Source organism: Rubripirellula amarantea (genome assembly GCF_007859865.1).
GTDB lineage: Bacteria > Planctomycetota > Planctomycetia > Pirellulales > Pirellulaceae > Rubripirellula > Rubripirellula amarantea.
The window spans coordinates 108043-133707 of the sequence record NZ_SJPI01000002.1 but is presented as its reverse complement, the minus strand read 5'-3'; the positions used below and the strand labels follow the sequence as shown (position 1 = coordinate 133707).

Annotated in this window: 1 protein-coding gene; it reads left to right on the top strand. The window is 54.5% G+C overall.

Annotated features, from left to right (window positions below):
* Positions 1 to 533 precede the first annotated feature (533 nt).
* Positions 534 to 25589 (top strand): PKD domain-containing protein, encoded by a 25056-nt coding sequence (locus Pla22_RS14095; RefSeq protein ID WP_146515494.1) that lies wholly within the window; start codon positions 534 to 536, stop codon positions 25587 to 25589.
* The last annotated feature ends 76 nt before the right edge of the window (positions 25590 to 25665 follow it).

Sequence of the window (25665 nt, the reverse complement as noted above, 5' to 3'; positions counted from 1 at the left end):
GCTAACGTTCGCAAGCTATTGATTGGAAGCCTGCTCTCGCGGCGATCACAACCTAATCGCTTTGGTTCGGTGGTCGTGTAAACACAACGAGCTGCCCAGCCCGTCTTTGTGACAATTCTATAGGGCGCGTTGGTGCTTAACGCTTGCCAGCTATCAGCGCTCGACGGACCGTTTCTTACGCCAGTGAGGATCGAGATTCATTGTCGATGCGCAACTTGGTGACTCAATCGAGTTCCCGATCTGCTCTCTGAACGCATGCGTCTGTACTGCACATGCATGCACATGCCCATGCGTACCCCATTTTCAGCGCAGTGCGTTTCCAATGGTCGCATTCAATCAGCGATAAACCCTTTATCCACCGAGAGTTTCGTTGAGGGGAGCGGTGTGATGACTTAAGGTAGGGACAGTGCTCTCCCTCGACCGAAGGAGACGCAGAATTTACCCGCTCACTATGCCGCCCCATCTGCGTTCTCGAGTCTTGCTTTCGTTGTCATTGCAGCTCGATTTCGAGTTCGCACGCAACAGGTCCTGCCATGACGACCATTCCTCTTCGGTCTCGTAGCCACCGCTATCTATCCCGCATCAAACAAGAGAACGACCGCACTTGCTTTGCGAAGTCCGCGTCTGGGTTGCGACGTAGAGCGTTTGCCGAATTGCTCGAGCCGCGTCAAATGCTCGCCGGCGACATCACAATGCTGCAGGCAGACGTTTCGGTGCAAAGTCAAGCGTCTGGCTTGACCATCCAAACTCTTGCCGAAGGTGAAGACGTTGTTGATCAAGCGGAGCGTTTCGGCGCCGCCGCGACCGATGCAGCGGCCTCCTTCGCCAACGGCTTGCGCGATGCGGTCGCCGAAATTTCACGCGTGATCAGTGCGGTGAACAGCGCACCAGCGTTTGCCGCTGAGATACCCTATCTTGGATCGTTGATTCCCGATTCGATTGCCGGTGCGACCGTCATCGACACGGAGTCGATCCAATCGTTGTTTCAGCTCGCTGATCGATTCGAAAATGAAGTGGTCGAACCGCTTGAAGACTACTTAGATTCCAACCCCACCGCGTCGGCGGCTCAGTTGATCGCCCAGTTTGATTTTTTGAGTCCAGCAACCAATCTGGCCAATGGCCAAATTGGCGTGAAGTTGAACTTTGATCCGCAAAGGCAATTTGAAAGTTCGCTTGCTGCCCTGTTGGACCCAATCACCTCAGCCGGTGATAGTTTGCTTTCCACCATTCCGGGCGACGCCCTATCGCTCGACTTGCCATTTGACCTGTCGCTCGAAAACTTCGACTTCGATGTCATTCGAGATGAGGCCGATAACTTTTCGATCGCGATTCCCGACCTGCAGCTCAACCTTTCTCGAGCCGCAAGTATTCCGATCGACTTCGCTGCAAACGTGGGTTTCCTTTCCGGTGGTGTAACAGGTGGCTCATTCGATTTGGATCTGGGACTTCGAATTCAAACCAGCAGCTTGCTCGGAGGAACGGTGTCCTTGGAATCGCTGCAAGAGCTGTCTCTTGGATCGCTGCTTGACGACGTAGATTTCGAGATCATCGGCGATGGATTGAATGTTCGGTTGCCCTTCGACTTCGACCTAGCTGGTTTTGAAACCGACGGCTTGCTGCCGACTTTTGTGTTGATGGATTCCAATCCGCTGGATCTGGTCTTTCCTGAGGTCAACCTAGAAATTCCCAACGACGCTGATTACACCGCTGAATCGCTGTTGGGTTTTCACACGATCGATTCATCGAGCATCCTGTCGTCGCTCGACCAGCTCGGCAGTGTTTTCGGGGCATGGCAAGAAGGTGATTTGCTAAACTTTCCTTTACCGCTGAGTGAGGATCTAACGCTCGGCCAAGCTTTCGGACTAGCGGAAGGCTTTAGCGGCGGGGTGCTGCAGTTCTTAAAGGACGGCAACGGCTTGCCGGCTTTCAATTCGATCCAAGAGATGATCGATCTTATTCCGGGTGTCAGCGATTCGAATCAAGGCGATGCGTTTTCGTATGACCCACAATCGCAACTACTGACTTTGTCGCTTGACTTTTTTCGCGCTGCCGACCCTATCGTTAGTCAGGCGAACCTGTCATTGATTGCCGGAGCCAGTGATTCGCCGATCGGGTCCATTCAGGCTACGCCCGGCGATTCGCTTGATGACAATCGACTTGAAGTAACGCGAGACCTTTCTTTCGGATTGCAGTTGCAGATCGACCTTTCCAACAATGCCAAGGCTAGCGAGGTCGTTGATGTCACCAAAGATACGATCGAATTGAGCGACCTTGCGCAAAACTCAGGGGAAAACGCTCGCTTGTGGACGCCCGTGATCGATCTGCTCGAACGCTTAGGGCTAGCGCACCTTGCTGGCACCGAGCAGGTCTTGCAAGTTCAACTCAAAGATGGATCCGTCGTTTCGGCCAACATGGGAATCATCGAATCCCACACCACGTTGGGCGACTGGCTTCAGCGAGGACGAGTGGTACGCGATGGCGAATTGGTGATGGAACTTGAATTGGTTCCCTACGGCTTTGCCGCCAACGAAGTCGATGGATCAGACATCGTCGGCTTTGACGAAGGCAATCGTTTTGTGATCCGCGACTACACGTCGGCACCGACGCAAGACTTCGGTTCGGTTGACGTCGAGATCACGCTATTCGACAGCGGAGCTTACGGCTTTTTTGATACCGCGATCTTTCCACCGGAATTACGCAGCCCCGAGATACCAGCAAACCAACAAACCGTGGGTGATGTGCGTCAATGGTTCTTGGAACGCCTTGAGTCTTATCTCGAGTCCACTTTCGCGGCCTCGTACCCGGGTGAGACATGGCGGATTTCACTTCAGCATTTCAAGTTCATAGGCGAAACCGGCAACCCAAATCCTGGCTCCGCTGTTCCCGAACTCACCGCCAATGCAGATCTTCTTGCGGCGGCCCGACCCGAAGACCACTACCCGGTCGACGCGAATGTTTCGCAAACGGTTTACCCGCCGGTCCTTGCCAAACAATTGGACCTGATCGACCGAACACGCACCCTTGCGGACATTGAAGTGTATTTGAACACCGATGTTTCGTTATCCGATTATGACTACAGCATTGATGGTAGCGAGACCGTAAGCGGCGATCGATACTTCAGCGTGCTGCTGCATGAGGTTCTTCATGGACTCGGTGTGATTTCGGGAATCGAGGCGCAAGGTAATTTGCGATTTCCTGATCGACCATTTGCTTACGATTGGTTGCTTCAACCCAGTGGTTCGGACGAGTCTCTAAACGACCTGAACGATGCTCAACGCCAAAGCTTGATTTCACAAGGCGACGCGATCGAGTTTTCGGGAGCCTATGCTCGTGCCGCAAATCCACTATCCGAAGACCGCATTTCAATTCACAACCCCGCTGGCTTTGATGCATCTGCTTCGCTTATCCATGTCGACGCCAATGCTTACGCGGGAACCGGTGAAACATTGTTGCCGGAACTGGACGCTTCAAACCGACAACCGTCATCGTTCACGCCTTTGACCCTTGGCATTCTGCAGGATCTCGGTTACCAGCTTCAGTCACCAAGTGAAACCACGCTGTACCAAACCGAACGTCAGCCGCTTTTTTCAAGCTTGTTGGATACCGATCGCGACTTTGATGGACAACTACGTAGCCAACCACTGTCGTATGGATACAGCCTTGGCGACAACGACGTTCCGCTTAGTAACTTTGTCGACGGCAGTGTTGACACATCGGCGCCCCTAGAAACGCTGGTCTTTCGTTTCCGCGATGGCACTCAACAGGAAATCAACTTGGGTTCTCTTGAAGGCGCCACCATCGGCGACCTCCATGACATCGCCGCCGCCGTTGACAACTTAGCGATTGAGCAACGGCGAGGCACATTGGTGTTTCGCGATCTCTCAACTGCCGTCGACGACAATCCATTTTCGATCTCGTGGAAAGACTCTGGGCTCGGCTTGCTTCGCGAGATCGGGGGCTTAGTGCCCATTGGAACCGCATCGACGACTGGGTCGGCCCATGAATTGGTAGCGGATCAGATATTCCGTGACCTGCCTTACGACGAACAAGCCCCCGTTGATCGCACAACAACGCTTGGCCGATTGCTTTCCGGCACCGCCTACGAATCGTTGCTTGGGCAAGAATCCATTGCATCGGTCCAACTGGCCAGCGGTGACGTGGTAACCGTGTCGTCGGGCATCCTGAATGCGGATACGACCATCGGTGAAATCATCGGGACGCTGTTCGTCAACGATGATGTTGATCAGAACCAAATTGTGCTAGCGGCCGATATCGATGACCGCAGTGATCGACTCGTGTTGGTCGATCAAAGCTTGACCAACGGTGACGTTCCGCTGCCCTCCGTCGCCACCATGAGCATTTCCGACGTCAGTCCCAACATCGGAATCTACAGCATCTTGTTCGGTGACCCAATCAATGGTGTAGTTGGGCAGGTAGATACGGATCAGGACCAGCGGATCATCGGACGATCACTCTCGGGACTCGAAGGCCAACAACTCGAACCGTTGGAACGGCCAAGCATCTACGTTGATCTCGCCCAGGAAACTCCCACATGGACTAACGTGGGTGATTTACTGCGTCGCGAGGGCGCGGATTCGAACTTGGAACAGCAAGCACAAGTAACGTTGCGGAACGGTCAGGTCTTGGATCTGCTTTCTGGCTTTCCTGACTTCTCGACGATCGCCGACGTGGTACGCCAAAATCGCTTCTTCAAAGCGAACGGCGATCCACTGGCCGAGTTGAAGTTCAACGGCAGTGGTTTCACATTCCACGATTACTCAGGTGGAACCGGTACGCTAAGCGCATCCACGTTTGACGGCCCACTCTTTGCGCTCGGGCTGGGAAGTGTCGAGAGTGACCCCAATGTCATCGAAGCCGGACTAGTCACACGAAGCCCGCTGCTATTTGGTGCAGACGCTCCATTATCGGAATTTTTAGGCGACAACAGTCCGTTTTTGGAAGAGGCATCAAGCAACCTCATCATCCGACTTCCCGGTGATGATATTGGCGGCGGAGCATACGTTAGCGCGCCTCGTTGGCATTCGTTGGGCAATCTACTGGAACAACTTACTATTCGCCGCGATGGAGTTCAGCTTACTCGAGCCGAAGTCGTCGATGAACGCATTGTTGTCACCTATTTAGGCAACGAGACCGGCGTCATGGAAATCGAACATCTCGGTTTAGTTGGACCGGCTTGGCTGGGTAGCCTCGTTCCAATCGGTTCCGTCTATTCGAGCGGCGTTGGGGGTGAGGCTAAGTTGGTTGGTAGTCCGCTGGTGTCGCCGCTGCCGGAAAAAGGTCTGCCTCCCATTAACACCGATTCGCTAGTGATGAACACGATGCGTCGTCAATTGCTGGTCCGCGAGGACATGACCAGCAACGCGACTGTGAAATTGCGAAACGGAGACGAACTTCCGATATCCACAGGCGAAATCACGGACGAGATCACTTGGGGTGAACTTTTAGATCGACTCTCGCTAACCGACGACGACGGAAACTTAGTGCTGCGTGCGTCGCTAGTGGGTGACCAACTCTTACTTGAAGACCTCACCGTTCCTACGGGCGACGATGAGTTCGAGCTTGCTGATGCGGAAGGCGGAATCTTTTTCCGCGCGATGAACTTCATCAATTTCGACGGCCAATTCTTGCACGATTTCGATAATCCTAACCATCTGCTTTCTCCGTCGCTATCGACCACGCATTGGCAGAGCGGCACGACGCTCGGCGCGATCGTCGGTGAGAATTCGCCGTTATTGCAGAACGACGAGTCGGTGCTTTCCGATGAGGTCTTTATCTTTTTCGGGAACGGTGTTGCAACGACGATTAATCTTCCGCAGTTCACCGCGACGTCGACCATTCAAGACGTGCTTGACGAGATGCAGTTCCGAGGCGATGGCATCGAAGAGCATTTGCAGACCCGGTTCGAGAATGGCCGGTTCATCATGTCAGACTTAACTCCGGTGGGTTATCGCCAAGAACCGTTCACGATCTACGCCAACCTACGTCAACCGTTGATGAATGCTTGGTTTGATTCGCTGATCGATTTGGACCGTAACGCCGAAGTGAAGAGCGCGCCGCTGCTAGTGAGCCCGTTGGCTGGCAACCTCGATCCGTCGACCACGGTGGGCGAGTATCTGCAGTCGAAAGGTTTGTCTGCACTACTGCCCACGGCCGTCAACTACGGCGTCAACTACACGCTTCGGGACGGAACGAGTGGCGAATTGAGAGCGAAGATTGCGCCCTCGATGTCGCTATCCGAACTGGCGTCATTGTTCACAGTTCGAAACGATGAGGGCGAGGTTATTTTGCTGACGTCGTTGCGCACTAGCGAGAACGTGATTGGTGAAACGCGGTTGCAGTTCGTGATGACGGATTTGACCCAAGCTACCGGTGACGCAACGTTTAGTGTTACTGCGGATCCGAGCGACGCCACCACCGGATTGATCGGTGTGACGCTCGGGTTGGCGGGAATAGATCAAAGCGGCGGCGGGAAGATTGTCGGACCAACGCTTAGCCTGGCGGAAAAGGATGTGACCGACCGAACTCGAATCAAGCTGACCGAGCCACCGGTCTTTCACGCCGGAATCGGGTTCAGTGCGACGAACTTGAACGCCGAAGCTCGGATCGGTGAATTGGTATCGGCGGGACTGCAAAACGGGAACGCAAACGGATCCGCAACGATCGACGTGACCATTCGTCCGCCAGCCGGCCAGGACTATCTCACGCTAAAGGACTTGGCTCGCTCGATCACCAATCCGCATGAGTACCTGGACGTCGACATCGACGCCGACTTGCAGTTCGGAACAGAGTTGGTCGTGGACTTGGCGGGCCTGAACGATATTCCAACCAATCCAAACGAGATTCCGCGAATTGATTTTGTTTGGGAAAACATCATTACTTCGCAGCCCGCACTGCGACTGCAACCAGAGAACCTATCGTTCACCACGGCTAACTTTGAAAACTTAATTCAGTTTGGCCAGTTGTCGGTTGAAGATATCACGAACCTGATCCGCAAAGTGGTGGACTTGGTCGAACGGATCAGTGGCGAAGGTTTGCTCGACCGTCAACTGCCACTGGTCAACACATCGCTGGGCGAAGTCCTCGATACGGTGGACTATGTTGCTGACCTTGTCGATCGGATCACGACCGATCCGAATGCTTCGCTTAATACTTTGGAAGTTGAGATCGAATCGTTGCTCGGTTTGCTGCCCGAGCAGTTCTCGCTGACGTACGATTTAGACGAACACATTCTGCGAGCAGACTTGGACCTCAACATCACCAACAACACCATGGCCTCGTTCAATCTGGACTTGGCAGACCTGAACTTGTCCCAGCTTGAAGGCTTAGTTGACTTTTCGACCAGCGGCAATGTTAGCGTGTTCGCTGACGCAACATTAAGCGCTCACTTAGGCTTGGACCTTGATGACATTGCCTTGGGCACCTTCGATGACGCCGTCGTAGTCTTTGACACCAGCGGATTGACGGCAGGCACTCGCATCGCAGCCGATGACATTGCATTCACAACGTCGGTGCTTTCGATTGGTGTCGAAGTGGGTCCTGGGCGAATTGTCCTCGATCAGGACGGTTTGAATTTCGATGGCAGTACTGAAGACAACACACCGGCAACCATCGGCGTCAAGTCGCGAGGCACGTGGCAGGGTGGTCGTAAGAGCTTAACGGAACTGACGGCTAGCGACTTTGAGTTTGACTTTAATCCTGCGAACGCCAGTCTCGGTGTGGACTTGCCACTTACGTTTCTAGGTCAAACCGAGCCGCTGCAAGTTCGCTGGAACGACTTGTCCGAGTTCGATTTCTTGGTGCTTTCACCACCCGGAACCACGATCGGGGATTATTCCGGAACCCGGCCAAATGTGATCGCGGTGCCAGATGTCCAAGGTGCGGTATCGAACGTTTCCTTGGGCGACGGATTGATCGCTTTGGCGGAGGGTTTGCAGGGCCTGTTTGGTTTGATTGATGATTACCTGGGCGACGAAGTCCTTGGGATTCCGATGCCGCTTATTGGCGAAGGTCTCGCCGATGCGGTCAGTTTCGTTGAATCCTTCGTCGCGCCGCTGGCGGATGAACTTCGTGGTGCGACCTTCGAAGAGGCCGTTTCAACGGTAGGGCAAAGCATTCTGTTCAATACCCTCGGTCCTGGGGAAAACGGAAATGGCTTGGGAGTATTGCGTGACCTTAACAACGACGGCGCGATCACTTTGGCCGACGTTGGCATCACCATCGACTCCGACGACGAGATTGCCTACGCGATCAATATCGGCCGCGACGGCTTGAGCTTGTCGACGCCGATTGACTTGGATGTTGGTGGAAGCGTTCTTGGCTTGGAACTCGATGGCGATGCGATGATCAGCGCCGGCTACGGGTTGGATTTGGTCGTGGGCTTTAATCGAACCCAAGGCCCCTTCTTAGAGTTCGGCACCGGTACCGAGATTGCAGTTGATTTCTATGCCGGCGTCGATGACCTCGTTGGCGAAGCGAACCTAGGTCCGTTGCAAGTTCAAATCGCGACCATTGACGCGGCTGAACTGACGCTTGCGCAAAGACAAGCGGCTCGAATCGACTCCGACGATCCTAACACGGAAGCCATCAACGCTATTCGCGGTGGATTCGGACTCGATTTTCCCGCTGGCCGTTACACCTTGTCCAGCCTCGGAACGGCACTCAACAGTGTGTCCGTGACCAGCGAGTTTGTGGGCAGCCTGCATACGCGCATTCACACCGGGATCAATACTTCGATCGATGGCATTCCGTCGTTGGTTGCCGACCTACATTTGAATTTTGATCCCGCAACCGGATCACTGGCAAGTGTTTTTGATTCTCTCACGACGCCCGGTGTGACGCTAACGAACGTTGGACTCGATCTTGGTTCGTTCGTGAGCAATGTCCTTGCTCCGGTGCTCGGTCCGGTCAACGACTTCTTGGACCCAATTCGTCCGGTGCTCGATAAGCTCACGACGCCAATTCCCGGCATTAGCGATTTGATTGGTCCAACTACATTCACGGACTTGATCGGAGTTTTCGGTCAGGGCGGTGAATCAGTAGGGCAGTTCGTCGAAGCGGTCCAGAACATTGTCACGTTGATCGACATCCCGACCAACGCCGAGACAATCATTTTGCCGCTTGGAAATTTTGACACGACGCTCGATGAATTCGGTGCGCTGGTTCCAGTGCCAATGGGTGGTCAAACGAACTTCGATGATTTTTTAGACACCGTCGGTGAAGATGTCGCAGAGATGCGTGACTACTTGCGAAATATTCCGCAAGAAGCACCTCAATACACATCAGGTGGCGAATTGATGACGACGCCGGGTAAGTTCAGTATCCCGCTGCTTCAGGATCCGACCTCGGCGATTGGCTTGCTGTTTGGCAACGATGTCGACTTGCTGAAATTCCAAGCACCTCGACTGGAAGCCTCGTTCGACTTCAGCGTTTCGATTCCGGTCTTCCCCGTTTTCAGTCTGGCTATCGGAGGACAATTCAGTACGGCGATTGACTTTGCGTTTGGCTACGACACCTCTGGGATTCGGCAGTACGCCGAAACCAATCGGGCCGCCGATTTGCTGAACGGATTTTTCTTCGACGATCGTGCAGTGTATTCCGGTGGAGCCAAGGTTTCCGATGTCCCCGAGTTGACGTTCCGATTCGCCGTGACCGCTGGGGGTCAACTCGACTTGCAAGTCGCGAAGGCAGGTGTGGAGATTGGCGTTGGCGCTCAATTGAACCTCGACCTGAACGATCCCAACCAAGACGGCAAGGTTCGCTTCTCGGAAGTAATTGAAAACCTTCAACTGGGTAACGCGCCGGGACTAGGTCCTTTGTGGATCTTTGATCCCTCGGGACAACTGGACATTTTTGTAACGGCCTACGCCAAAGCATTCGGCATTCGAGTCGAGACCACGCTTGGCCCTAAGGTGCTGGTCAACTTTGACTTCCCAAGACCTGAGCCTGCCAATCCCGTGCTGGGGCATGTGGAAGCCGACGGACGTCTGGTCATTCACGCTGGCCCCAACGCAGCACTGCGCGAAGAGGGAGATCTAACCGACGGTGAAGACGTGATCTTCATCAGCCAGGACGAGGACACTGGCCAAACCATCATCACGGCGTATGGAACCGATCAGAAGTTCAACAACGTCACAAGCGTTTTTGTGGACACCGGCAAAGGCAATGATGCGATCTATGTCGACGAAGCTTATGAATTACCCGTCACGGTCTATGGTGGTACCGGCGATGACGAGATCACAGGCGGTATGGCTCGGTTGGTTGCCTACGGTGGCGGCGGTAACGATGTGATCTTTGGCGGCAGCGGCAACGACTTGCTCTTTGGAAACGGAACCGATGTCATTGGTTCCGAGATCGTCCAGATTCCTGGTGTCGGACCAGTGACAGTGATTACCACTGACGAAGACTTGATCGACGGCGGCGAAGGTAACGATGTCATCTATGGGGGCGAAGAACATGATCAATTGCAAGGCGGACCCGGCGACGACCGTCTATTCGGCGAAGGTGGCGATGATTACATCGGTGGTGGTGACGGCAACGATTTCCTAGTCGGTGGAGCAGACGACGATGTCCTGTCGGGAGACAAAGGTAACGACATCGCTCATGGTGACGAAGAAGACGGCAGTGGCGATGGGAAGGATTTCCTGCAAGGGGGCCAAGGCGACGACGTGCTGCGTGGCGGAGGCGGCAACGATGAACTATTCGGCGGCGTCGGCGGCGATGATCTATTCGGCGAAGGCGGCGATGATCTGCTCGTCGGTGCGGTAACAAGTCGCGATACGCCCGACTTTGAGCTCCTGCAATCAGAACCCGATACCGAATCGCATACCTTCGATGGTGGCGAAGGTAACGACGTGATCTACGGAACGGCAGGTGTGGATATCGTCGTTGATGTTAGCGGGATCACTCGTGTTTACACCTACGAATCGAATGACCGTGTCACTACCGGCGACTTTGATGACCTGATTCACACCGGCGATGGCGACGACGTCGTCGACGCCGGCGGGGGCAACAATCGCATTTACACCGGTGCGGGCTTTGACATTGTTGACTCCGGAGACGGCGATGATCTAATCGACCTGCGAGGCACGTTGAATCTGACGAGATCGGTTTCGCCAAATAGCGGCGGTCAAGTGACCGACCAAGGTGGCGATAACCGCATATTGACGGATGATGGCGATGACATCATCGACGTATTGGGTTCTGGATCAAACTACATCGACGCTGGCGATGGTGATAACTATGTTCGCACACTTGGTGGCGGAGGCGACATCATCCGGACCGGCAGCGGTCAAGATATCGTCGACGCTGGCGACGGCGGTAACGAAATCAACGTCGGGGCGGGTGACGACCAAGTCACATCGGGCGGTGGCAACGACAATGTCTTCTTGGGCTCGGGAAATGACACCGCTTTCGTTGGTGCCGGCAGCGACGTGGTCATCGCTGGGGACGGCAATGACTTTGTCGACGGTGGTAGCGGCAGCGATTTGATTCGAGGCGGTGATGGCGATGATGAATTGGTTGGCGGTATCGGCAGTGATACGATCAGCGGCGATGCCGGCATCGACGTGATTTGGGGCGGCCTGCTGATTTATGATCGCACCACATTGCTCGCCGAACTAGTCACGCCCAATGAGTACGACGCCTCTGCATCGTCAATCGTGTTCCCCGCGATCGTGCCGGCGGTGGTTGCCAACGGACCGCTCGAAGGATCACTCGAAGACGGCGACGACTTTATCACCGGCGGCGCCGATCGGGACTTTCTGTTCGGCGGTGGGGGTAGCGATCGTATCCAAGGCGGCAGCGGCGATGGCTACATCGACGGCGGCCGAGGTAACGATACGTTGATCGGAACGACGGGGATCGATGTGATTCGCGGTGGTGATGGCGACGACGATATCCAAGCCGGCCGACACATCGACTTCTCGTATGGTGATGGCGGCGACGATTTCATTGTTGGCGGCAGCGGTATTGCGATTGATGGACAACATGAAGTATTTGGCCAGCGATCATTTGGTGGTACGGGCAACGACGTGATCTGGGCTTACGCTCACTCAACCGATAACGCTCGCGAATCTGTTCTGCGTGGTGAGTACATTGACGGCGGCCAGGGACGTGACGAACTGCTCGGCAACTTGCGTCGAGACACCTTGATCGGCGGTGGTGGTGATGACCGAGTCCTGGGAGACGAACTATCAGGCCCCGACTTCCTCGAAAATGAAGACTTCAAGACTACCGGTGGTGGCGATCTTCTGATTGGCGGCTTTGGCGATGATATCGTGCAGGGTGGTGGTGGTGACGACTTGATCTACGGCGGCGGTAATGTCGATGAACTTGAAGGTCACGCGGGCGAAGACACGATTTACGGTGGCGGCGGCATTGACTTCATTCGCTTGGACGTAGATCCGTCTTACGCGTTCGGCGGCGATGTTCTTGACGGGCACTACGACAATTCGCCCAATGAAGGTGTAACCGATGACTTCGCAACGGACATCTTGTTGATCAATGGAACCGATGGCAACGACGTCATCACAATTGCTGGTGATGGATTTGGGCAAGCGATCATCAACTACAACGGGCGACAATTGCCTGTCACAATCAAAGATGGTTTGGGCAATACGTTAATCGAACAATATCAAATCAATGGATTGAGTGGGCACGATGAAATTGGCTTTGATGTGTCCTTCGATACCAGCGACTTGGCTCAACGAAGTCGCGATTGGGTGGGAGTATTCCAAGGCGGATCAGGAAACGACACGCTGATTGGATCCGCTGGCCGTGATCGACTTGATGGTGGCCGTGGAAGTGATTTCGTCTATGGACTCGGTGGCGACGATCGTCTTTGGGGCGACAGCGGCGAAGGAGTGGCCGGAGACACCGATCGTTTGTATGCGGGAACCGGCAACGATGATCTGCTTGGCGGGCAAGGCGTGAATTACCTGTATGCATGGAGTAGCGATCCCGGTGTGATTGGCCCCGATTACGGGATTTTCAATCTAGATGGCACTCGCGAGGACACCGGTCTGAATCGAATGCTCGGCCGCGACCGAAACGATTTCTTGTTTGCTGGCACGGGTCTCGATTTCATGTACGGCGGCGGAGGTGTCGATGTGCTGCACGATCCAGACGGCATGCCGCTTGAGAACTTTGGCGTTCCCGAAGGTGACGAGTGGCTGGAGTATGCCCGAAGCAACGACTCGGTTTGGTATTACGGCGGCAGTGGCCGAGACGACGTCATCACCGTTGACTATGTCACCGAACCCGGATTGCTTGGCGGTCACCACCTGATCACACGGCTAACGGAAAACAACGGGTTCTTCTCTTTTGATGCTCAAGTGCGTTTGGATTTTGCCGCCACGAACGCGGACGGCAGCCTTGTTTGGGATCCGTCGGACTTGGTTCAACGTGTCGAAGAACTCACAACAGCGGTTGACGACGATGCGCGGCGACTCGCCGCCACATCGCTGGAACTCAGCGGTGACCTGTTGCCTCCGGAAGGCGACTTCTTAGCGATCATCGTTAGTGCGGGCGATGGAGACGATCAAGTATTCGTCGGTCCCACCGTGCAAAAAACAGTGTGGGTATCGGCAGGTGCAGGTGATGACCGAGTCGAGTATGCGTCGGGCACCGCGATTCTGGTCGACATCGCCGACGCGGATCCTCGCAATGAAGTCATCGGCGATGCTGATGATTTCTCCTCTGCGTTTGAACTCGGATTGATTTCAAACTCGGTCTACTACGAAAAACTGACGCTCGACAGTCCCGACGATGTCGACTGGTTCACGTTCACGGTGGATGACCTGACGTTCCATCCCGAGGCCCAGTTCGTTGTCGATTCGTTGTCCGATGATGACAGGATCGAGTTTGAGTTTTACCAGCTCAACGCTGCGGGTACGCTCGACATGATTGCCGAAGGCGACCTGCAGCCCGATCCCGCGAGCCTTGATACCGATCGCACGTCTCGAACAGCGATGCGGTTGGGCGAAAAAGAGTTTCGGGCTGGAACGAGAGTTTACATGCGGGTGCGCAGCCTGACGCAAAGTCCCACGACCTACAACTTAGGACTCGACTTTGCCAGCGAAGATCTGCTCGGACTCAATCGCGTCGCACTGGGCGTCCAAAGCGATACGTTCTTGCGACGCGACGTGATCGTAGGAGGCCCCGGAGACGATATTCTACGTGGCGGTCCAAGCGAAGATTGGGTCATCGGCGGAAGCGGCAACGACATCATCACGGGAGGCGTCGATGGGGACGCGTCTGACATCCTGATCGGTGAAGACGGCGATGACGTTTTCCAGATCATTCCAAGCGGAACGACGTTTGACGTCACGCTTGCTGACGAAATTGAAGGCAACGCAGGCTTCGATCGAATTCTTTTCCTTGGTGGCGATCTTGATGATCGTGGCAGACCGGTGCCCGATCACGTCACGTTGCGTTATCAACCACTGCTTAACGCCTATGAATTGGCGGCGAAGGTTTGGGATACCGCCAACCAAGAGTTCCTAGTCGATGGGAACAACTTCGTCGTCCACACGGCCAGCTATCGAGCCAGCAGCGTCGAGGCAACTGAGTTTGATCTACGAGCCGGCAATGATGAATTGCACCTGGAAGCATCATCGATCAGCATCATCGACGGGGAACCCATTCGCGTGAGCGGATATCAGTTCGATCGTCCGGACGGCACGACCGACGAATCCGAAACGTATGGCATATCACCAGGAGATCGCCAAGTCGGCGGCGGCGCGGTGAACTTCATCATCCGCGGAGGCGACGGAAACGATTTGCTCTTTGGCAGTCCGTATGACGACATCATGTTTGGCGGCGCTGGCATCGACCAAATCGTTGGTGGTGGCGGCAGCGACGAAATTGACGGGGAAAGTGGTGACGACATCCTGATCGGCGATCTACCGACCGCCATCACACCGCTGTTTGATGACTACGAAATCGTCGGCCGATCCGAACGCACCAACGATGTATTGGGCAATGCGACCGTGCTTGACCTTTCGACTCGCATGGTCGGTGGCTTGACGCTGCATGATGGGGATTCGGCCGATTGGTTCTACTTGCCATCGCCACCCAACAACTCAGCGTTATCCATTGATTTCGTCAACGGGGACTACGGACGGTTGCGAGAGAACATTCTAACCAAAGACATCGAAGTCTTTCCCGCTCGCTTCAACTCTTCCACCGGCAAGTACGAAATTGCCGAATCAAACGCCGTGCCCACCGGCACGTTGGTGTTCGTCGACAACCCGACCGCTTCGACTTTGGTTGCCGATGAATCGCCTCGCACCGATGGTATAGGCATCGGCAATACGGTGACGGGACAATTTCGACTCGAAGTGACCGGCGAGAATCCCGAATTGATCGATGTCACGATGTCAGGCGGCATGTCCGGTGAAGAACTCGAGACAGCGGTCAATCAAGGAATCAACGCCGTCGGTTTAAGCGATGCGGTATTCGCGTTTTACGATGTTGCGAGAGAGAGATTGATGCTGCAACCTCGAGACGGTCAACGGATCACCGTGGAAAGCCTCAGTCAATTTTCATTCGTGTACTTTGGGTTCACTGATGGCCAAACCAATGATGGAGCTCCGTTCGCTTTGGGTGAGTATTCGATCACCAGTAATAAATCCTTCGAAGCTCCCGTTCAAATGGGGCCAACTCAATCGCCATCGCCGTTCGCATTTCCCACGGCTGATCGAAGTTCACTCGCCTTCGATTCGCAAACTCAGTTCGACCTTTTCTCTAGCAATGACCTGGATTTTGCTCGACGACTTGACGGTGTGAACCGTGACGAAGCGATCGCTTCGGTAATCAACGTGGGTGATGTCAATGCGGATGGTCGTAACGATGTATTGTTGCAAAGCCAAACGACCGGCTATTTGTTCTTTGGTGACATCGACGCGTCAGCATCGATCGACACCGTGCGTGATGCCGCTGACTTTATCATTCACTATCCATCGGAAAACTATTCGGCGATTGCGGGTCCCGTGGACTTGGATGGTGATGGACACGACGACTTGACGTTTGCTCGCGAATCAGTCAACAAGTCTCAACCGATCTTTAAAGGACTCATCACGATTGAGGCTCTCAGCGGTGCCTACTTGGCTGACGATTCGCCGGTTCGCGTAATTTCAGTCGGTGGCGAACTGCAAATCATTGACGTTGATCGTGAGATTCCCGCCGCCGGTACCCCGATAACGTACATTGGGACCGTAGGCAATGAAGATCTCGACATCGCCTGGATCAACCATAACGGAGATGAGTTCCCCGATCTTGCAGTGTTCGGACGCAATCCAAACATTCGTTTGATCCAAACGCTTAATACGAAGGGGTACGGCGTTGTGCAGGATGGCGAGGACTTAGCGTACAACTTCACGACGGTACCCAACATCGTTGCGAACAACTTGATCTCGGTACTCGGTGTTATGGAAAGTTCCGCGACGGTTTCCACCGCTCAGTATGGTCGCGTCGTGACGGAAGTAAGGACGGACGACACAGCACACACGACGTTCGGTGATATTGATGGTGATGGAACCGATGACGTGATCGTAACGTTGCCGCGAGGTTGGACGTTCGACCCGGGTTCAGACGACGAGGTCGTTTCTCGCACCTACCGCATCGCCGGAGGTAGCAATGCGTTTTCCGTCGCACTGGGTACGTCTCGCTACGGAGCGATTGCTCAGTACGCCGAATTCGATTACGGCTTACGAGATTCCAGCGACCCATCTCTTGGACATAGCGGAGCACTGAACGTGGACCTTCCGGTGGCCGTCGCGGATGTGGACGGGAATGGATCCGATGACTTGATCTTCCTATCCGATGCAGTCTCAGGCGACCTCAATGAGGCTCAGTTACGCGTAGTGCTTAGCGACGATCTTCTCGCCCAATCCGGCTCGCTAGTGGACCTTCGTGGTTCCGTTTCCGTGTCCGGCTTCCGCTCGACCGACAACGTGTTCTTGAATCCATCAGTGTCCACGGGCGACTTCGATGGTGATGGCCAAGTCGATGTCGCGTGGGGAGCCGACAACAGTACCGATGCAACAGCTTGGGTATTGTTCGATATTGCGAGTGGACCAGCACGACGTGTTGTGACAAGTTCATTTGGCGACCCCAGAGTTGATTATGTTGCCATTTCTGGACCAACTGGCGGCAGCCACTTTGGACGCATGCCTACCAGCGCGATCGACGTGACAGGCGATCGCATCGACGATCTGCTGATTGGTGCAAGCGGCTTTGATACCGATGGCGGCGCGATCGACGGGGGTGCGGTTTACGTGATTGCTGGTTCCCATCGAATCATTGGCACGCCCGACGAATCGCTAGTCGTTGATCTTAGTAACGATTCCGTCCGCGGCATCGGTGACGTCGTTCGCGATAGCCAAGGTGATGTGAACGTTGATTCGGTACTCGCGAAACAAGTCGACACTGACTGGTACCGTTTTCGTTTGGTGGGTGATGGCCAGATCGGTGATCGCATTCGAATTTCACCGCCAGCTCTGTCTACGACCGAAACACGGGTACGAGACGTCGCGGGACAGTTTGGGCCTGGCAATAGCGTCTATAACGACACACCGACGTTCGACGTCAATGAAGATGGCACCGATGGGGTGCTTGAATTTGACGTTGAATCGTTATTGCAGGCCTACGATGACTCGTCCGTTATCGCTGGCGCATCGTTGCGATTGCAGGGATCAGCGACATCGTCAGCGGAAACGAGCGAAGCACTCACGCGTCCCGAACACTTAACCCCGATTCCGGGAAAGAACGGAGCGAGTGACCTGGTCTACTTCGCGGGCGGCACCGAAGCTACCGGTCGCGAACTTTACGTGACCGATGGAACGGCGAGTGGAACGCGACTCGTTTACGAAACGCTCGACGGGCCTGAATCGTACTACATCGATGAAGTCACCTCCGCTGGCGATACCGTTTTCTTTATGGTGAACTACCCCGGTGATGGTGAAAGCTTTGACCGCCGGTTGTTCATGACGGATGGAACCAAAACGTTCGAAGTCACCGATGACGACGGTGAAGAACTGGTGCTGATCTACGGATCATTTGAGGACGAACTGTACGTGATCAGGGGGTACGACAAACCTCAACTTTACAAGATACAGGTCGAGAATGACGGCAGCGGTACTTTCGTCCAGGTAGGCGATCTGCAAAGTGATGCTTCGCTTTACGACACATCGTTCGCGGTCGTGGAAGACGGATTCTACTTCCAAGTGAACGAACAACTTTGGAAGAGCGACGGAACCGATGCAGGCACAGTGCTACTGAAAACATTCGATGCTCTCGGCACATCCTTCACGTCCTTCACTCCTTTCGCTGGCAACGGCATCGTCTTTGCCGCTGATGATGGCAGTGGTAGGCGATTATGGATCAGTGACGCGAGCGGAAACACCTATGTCCTTTCGACGACCATTGACGCCTCCAAAATTGAAAATTTGGTGGATGTCAACGGAACGCTGTTTTTCAACATTGGAAGTGAACTTTACCTCAGCGATGGAACCGACAGCGGGACAAAATTCACTCGCCAACTCTCGTCGACTGCGTTCACGGGACTTGGCCGGATTGATAGCTTAGAAATCAACAAGAAGCTTGTTTCGATCGTTCGGCTCAGCAGCGAACAGGTCTTGATCACAGTGACCAATACCGACGGCGAAGAAGTTTCGTCAGCGACGTTGTCCGCCGACAGTTCCGTCCATGTCAATGGTTTTGGGAAATGGGATAACCAACTTGTCGTGGGCTATCAAACTCACGACGGACCGGGGCAAGGGTTCAAGCACTTCGTCGACCTGATGGATCTTGACTCCGGCAGTTTGACGAATCTTGCGACCGAGATCGACGACAACTATGTGGGCGACTTCACGAACTTTGTCCAATCCGGCGATCTCAAGATCTTCGAAGGCTATCGCAGTGACAACATACTCGGCAACGAATTATGGGTTTCTGATTTAACGGCCGCGGGTACCCAAATGCTCGCGCAAACCGGTGGTGGAAGTGGCAGCGAAGGTGGCGTGATTACGCTACGGTTCTCCGGTGGTCGCAATGACATGGAAATCACCGGCGATGAACGCGATGAAGCAGTCGTGTTCGCGATGACTGCCACCTTCCCATCAACAACGGCATTGGTGGACATCGACCTGACGCCCTACGTCGAACAACTGCGATCACTATTCGACCAAGGATATCGTTCAATCGTTGCAACCATGTCGATGAGCTCAGGCGAGGCGACGATCATTGATCCGTTTGACGGAAACAACACGGGTCTGTACTTCGAAAAGTCGGGCGGCATGATCGGCCAACTGCTTGATTCGGAAGGGCGCTTGATCGCAAGCGACTTCAGTTCCTACGACTTACGCAACCTACCGGCTGGTGAGTACTACGTTGGTGTTTCGAGGGCTCCGGGCAGGTCAATTGACTCGCCCGCGGACTATTCGCTGGAAATTGATCCGCCTGGGTTGGGTAGCGCTCACGCAACGGAGTCCAACGATGTGTTGCGAGGCGGTGACGGGGACGACATCGTGGCCGGTGGTCCGGGGAATGATCGCATCGTTGGCGATAGCGGCGACGACGTTTTGATTGGCGAGCTGTTTGAATTTGTGGATGCGACATCGAGTGACGTCACACGTGGCGATTTGACTTCGTCACCTTACGCGGAAACTCGTAGCGAACGTCAATTGCGAGATCCGATCGCTGTCATTGGCGTCGACGTCAATGACTTGGGAATTGGTGAGATCAACATTGGCAATCCAGAGATCGCCGAACGCATCGCCGATCAACTCGGGGTAACAATCCAAACGCTTGTCGATGGCTCGATGAAATTCTCTCGCCCCGTCACGGCGACCGACCTTGCGGGGATTACTGAGTTAGACCTTTCGCTTCTTGGCCTCGATGACATTGTCGGTGTCGAGCACTTGGTCGGGTTAGAGTCACTCGACCTAGGCAACAACAATCTTGCGTCCAACGACCTCGCCGTCTTACGTCCGGCTGCGGCGGGCGCTCGCGGATTGTCAAACCTGCGATACCTGAATCTGGAAGGCAATCGCCTTGTTGCACTTGGCAACTTGAATTCACTGACGTCACTTCGCGCATTGAATCTTTCTCGCCAACGTGACCTTGCCATCACCAATGTGAATCCGCTGTCGGTGCTGGACCAACTTGTGTTCCTGAGCGTGGCGGGCAACCAAGTAGAAGATTTGTCGCCGTTGTCGAATCTGACTCAGTTGCGCGTCCTAGATGTGTCCGGCAATCTGTTCTATCCCAGTTCGGCTCCTGCGGTCGCGTTGCAGCAATTGCTGGGCAGCATTGGCGTGGATGCTTCATCGGCAACCTCAGATCCGGCTTGGAATGTTCACTCATCGAACACGGCGCTTGGTGGTTCGTACTTGGCGCTTGCGCCATCCGATGACGGCGAAGCGCGATGGAGCTTTGAAAAGCTCGTACGCGGTACCACTTACGAAGTCTATGCGTCGTGGCACGCCGACACCTCTCACAATCCGACGGCAACCTATACCAGCGATGGCGTGACGATTGGAACGGCCGACCAACGCATCGCCAGCAGTCAGCGTCCACTTGGCGAAGCCTCGCTCGATCGGATCGGAACCTTCACCGCCGACAGCGATACGGTTGAAATTTCAGTCGGGCATGGTAGCGGAAGCGGAACCACCGTTGCCGATGCGATCTTACTACGCCCGGTAAGCGGATCACCTGCCGATTCGCTGGTTCACCTTGATTTGCGAGGCACGGTCCTTAGCAATGAAGACCGCGCGGTCGTTCTCGGTGAAATGTTATCTCGAAATGGCGTGCTCCACGTCGACGACAATGAGTCTCCGGTTTGGTCGGGCCTTCCGGATGGCATCTCGATCGACGTCGGGGACACCACCGCAATTGAAGATTTGAATCAGTACGTTGATGACGCCGAGAATACAACGATCACGTTCTCTGCGACATCGAGTGACCCAGCGGTTGCATTGCGTTTGCAAGGTAGCGACCTGAAAATTTCGGCAACGTCCGAAGTTGCGAACGTGGTGTACGTAGAAGTCAAAGCTACTGATGCAGCGGGTCTTAGCAGCACGATCACGATTCCCGTCGCGATTGGCTTGCCACTCATCTCAGGTGTCGTTGCTGACGAAAGTGACCAACCCGTGGAAGGTGCCACGGTCAATGCAACGTCGGAAAATGGAAAGGTTTCAACGCTGACGGGTCGCGACGGACGCTATTGGATCCTAGGCGATGCAGGTGCAGTTACGCTTTCGGTCGACCTAGGTCAGAAATTCCAAAAGTCGTCCCCCGATATACAACTCGAGTTCAGTCGACCGGCGTTTGAATCCGACCAGAATTTCAGCGTCACGCGTGGAGTCATCATCTCGGGCACCGCCGGCGACAACGAGGGAGACTTAGTTTCGTTGGTCGCCAGTTCGACGATACCGGGCGGTTCCTACAAGTGGACAGTCGGCGGCGGGCCAGTCTCGGACGTGGTCGGTGAGAACGCACAAAACTTCCAATTCAAGCCAACGGACTCGCGTGTCTATACGGTTCTGCTTGAATACTCCGTCAACGGAAACACCTACATCGAGAATGCGTATTTCTCATTCGGAGAAGTCGTCGGTGTCGCCAGTGATATCGCTGACATCACCTCGCCGGAAGGTCGATTCAGTGAAACGCTGACCATTATTGATGATGGCGGTCTGGACGATACATACAAGCTGTCGATTCACTATGGCGACGGTCGGGTCGATGATTTTGCAAGCCACGTGGGCCCCACTTTCGCATTCGATCATGTCTATTCGGATGCAGGAACTTATCAGATCGTCATTTTGGTCGATGATAATGGCACCGCGAGTGAGAGCGAGTTCACGCTCAACGTCACCGAGACCATACCGTCTCTATCTATCGATCTCGATGAACCGTTCCAAGCTATCGAGCGCGAAGGTAATCTCGAGTTTGGTCTGATTGATCCCTCACGATCAGCAAACCGCTACGAATGGCAGTTCTCGGTGGACTGGGGCGACGGTTCGCCCGTCGAGTCCTTTAATGACCGCGTCAGTTTTACACCGATTGCATCAGGGGTGCGTGCAACCTTTGATTCTTCGCACAACTACGCCGAGGGGACCTACAAGGTGACCTACATCGTGGTCGACGACGATGGCGAGGAACATACTCAAACGCTTGACGTTGTCGTTCGCAACGCCGCACCGATGCTCTCGCTTACCGTGCCAAGTGAAGTTCTCGAAGACGAACTGTTTACGGCGTCTGTGAGTGTGGTCGACGACGATACCGACCCTGTGATCGTATGGGATTTTGGCGACGGTGATGTACCGCAGTTGGGCGAAACGGTCATCCACCGCTTCAGTGGTCCCGGCGAATACGTGGCAACGGTATCGGTGACCGATACGGACGGTGTCACGGTCACTCGTTCGCAAACCATTACAGTGACCGGCGTGAATGACGCACCGCGGCTAGCCCCTATTCCGCCAACGGTGATCACCGAGACCTTTGCTTGGTCGCTGCAAGTCCAGGTGACGGACAACGACGACGATGAAGTTTTCGTTTGGAATGTTCAAAATGCCCCCGCCGGGCTAACGATTAGCGATAGCGGATTGATCCAATGGACACCAACGTTGAGCCAAGGCTTTGGTGAGTACGAGTTCACAGTCTCGGCAACCGACTTAGCCGGCGTTACCGCCACTGCACGCGTCCAAGTTGACGTGGTGGACACCGGGTCGATTTCGGGAACGGTATTCCAAGACGACAATGGATCGGGAATCCAGGAACTAGGCGAACGCGGAAGAGCGGCCAACGTTTCGTTGGACCTCGGTAACAACGGAACCATCGACTACACGACGCGCGCCGACCTCGACGGACGCTACTCGTTTGAAAATCTTGCCATCGGACTTTACCGAGTCGTGGTGAGCGTGCCGAACGGATTCGTCGCCACTTCGCCTGAAGTTCAATTAGTCGATCTTTCGACTCCTTCGGCGATTGAAACGGTGCCCACCGGGGTCAACAACGACATCGATGGGGATGGGGTCAACAACTTGGACGAACAAAACAGTCCCGCCGGCGTTGATGGCAACGGCGATGGCATTGCCGATTGGCAACAAGGCAATGTGATCTCAGTCATGACCGACGGAGGTCCCGTAACCGTGGTGTCACCGATTGGTACTTTGTTGAATGAGGTAACGGTCACCGAACCGGCGCAAAGCACTCAAGACATTCTGTTTCCGTATGATCGGATCAGCTTTACGGTGTCCGGTGTCGCTACCGGAAGCATCGCCAATGTGGAATTGATCTACGGCGTGGACTCAAGCATCAATGCTGTGTTCGCCGTCGATGAATCTCAGCCCGCCGACCTGGTGTTTCGTCAAATCGGCAGCGAGCGTGGTGAGCGAACACGGTTGCTAGGCGACCGTGTTGTAACGGGTGTTCGTGAGGGCGGTGTTAGCGATACAGACACATCGGCAACCAAGCTCGCGGTCTCGTTGCAATTGGCTTCCGTCGACATGGGAACGGATTTGCTGCAGCGATCTGAGATTGGCAACCTTGATAAAGGCATTGCGGTTGCAGACGAAGCGACCGGTGATGGCTTCATCATGCACAGTGCCGAAAGCGTCCACTCGCGATTCGCCGATGCATCCATTCCGTATCAAAACAGCGACCACATGGTGGCAGTTCGATTCTTCGCCGGCAGTTGGCAACTCAATAACAATCGCACGTGGATCAATTTCACTCCGCGATCATCCGATCGTTTGATCGCTTCGGTCGACTTCACCAACGACGCTATCGAATCGCTTCAAGGTTTCAGTGGTGTGACCGATGGCATTCAACGCGGTTACCTTTCGGGTGACTTGACCTTCCAAGCCAACCGCTGGGACGACCGTCCTAACGTGGGCGAATTTAGCGTTCAGGGGACTGAGTTCTTCTCTCTGCAAAGCCTGCCTCCAACGGTTCGCATTCCAATCGGCACCATCAATCGCGGAATTGCAGTTCAGGAAAGTGCCAGCGGAACCGGGTATGTGTTGTTGAGCCACGAAAGTGTTCACACCCGTTTCGCAGACGATCCACCATTCCGCTTTAACAGCGACCGTATGATTGTTGTTCGACTGAATGATTCGGTGTGGCAATACAACGACAATCAAAAGTGGGTCGACTTCGATCCTCGCCCAAGCGACCGACTGATCGCTTCCGTTGACATGGATGCCGATACCATCACTTCCCTTCGTGATGCGGAAGGAAGTGTTGGTGGAATTGCACAAGGCTACGCCGTCAGCGACCTTACCTTTGCGGCCAACGTCTTCAATGGGCAAACCAACGCCAATGAATTCACGATCACGGGAACCTATATCGAAGTCGACGTAGTCATCGCCCCGACGAGTTTTGATCTAGGCGATGTTAACTCAGGTATCGGAGTTCACGATGATGCATCGGGAACGGGATACGTGTTGTATTCCGACCAACCGATCGCTGATCGTTTCGCAGACAGCCCAGGGCACGCCAATAACAGCGAGCGGTTAATCGCAGTCCAGTATCAAGATGGCCATTGGGTCTACAGCGACAATCAAACGTGGGTTTCGTTCATCCCACAGAACTCAGATCGGTTGATCGCCAAACTGGATTTCAGCGCCGACACGATCGAAAGCTTACAAGGACAAACGGGCTTCGTGCGTGGCATCCAACTAGGTTTCACTAGTGGCGACCTGACCTTTGCCGCGGATCGCTTTGCAGACGCTTTCAACAACGGCGAATTCACCGTCGGTGGCACTGAATTTAGCGCCCCCGTTCTTTCAACGCCAACGCAATCTGTGGCTATGGGGGCCAATCAATCGCTCATCGCGGTGCAGGACGACGCAACGGGAAGAGGATACTTGATGTATAGCACTCGGTCGTTGCGAGATCGGTTTGGCGAAGCCAATATCTTCGCCGGAACGGCCGACCACGTTGTCGCGGTTCGCTATCAGAACGGAACTTGGCAATGGAACGACAATCAACAATGGAATGTCTTTACACCAGATGCCGGTGACCGCCTGCTCGCGAGCGTTGACTTCGATTTGGACACCGTCGCACCGATGACGAATGCGGTCAGTACGTTCCGAGGCATTTCGCAAGGCTACGTCGGTGGCGATCTTGTGTTCTTCGCCAATCGCTTTGGTCCTAGCCCTAACTCTGGTGAGTTCACCATCGACGGGTCCTACTTTGAATTGCCGATCGGATCGACTGCCGAAACCGCTTCACGCGCAACACTTCTCGACAGCAATCGTGACGGAATCATCTCTGCTTCAGACGCACTGCGGATCATCAACCGCTTGGCAGTAGTTGCGGAGCCTGATGAGTTCACTGCACCGCCACCGTTTGACCCCAATGCCGACGGCAAGGTCACAGCGCTCGATGCGTTGATGATCATTAACGAACTCGCTCGCGAAAGCTCTGATGGTGAGTCCGAGGGATGGTCCCAGTCAGAAAACGAAGCCCTATCGAACACGCCTTTGAACCCATTGGCGGTGGATCGAGCGATCGGAATTTCCGACGACGACGATTCCACCGACGCCGCGGCGTTGCTTTTCTAATTGCGGCTTCCTTTCGGCTGATTTGCTTGCACTAGTGGCATAGCAATCTGCCTGACATTCCTGGCATTGCCTAATT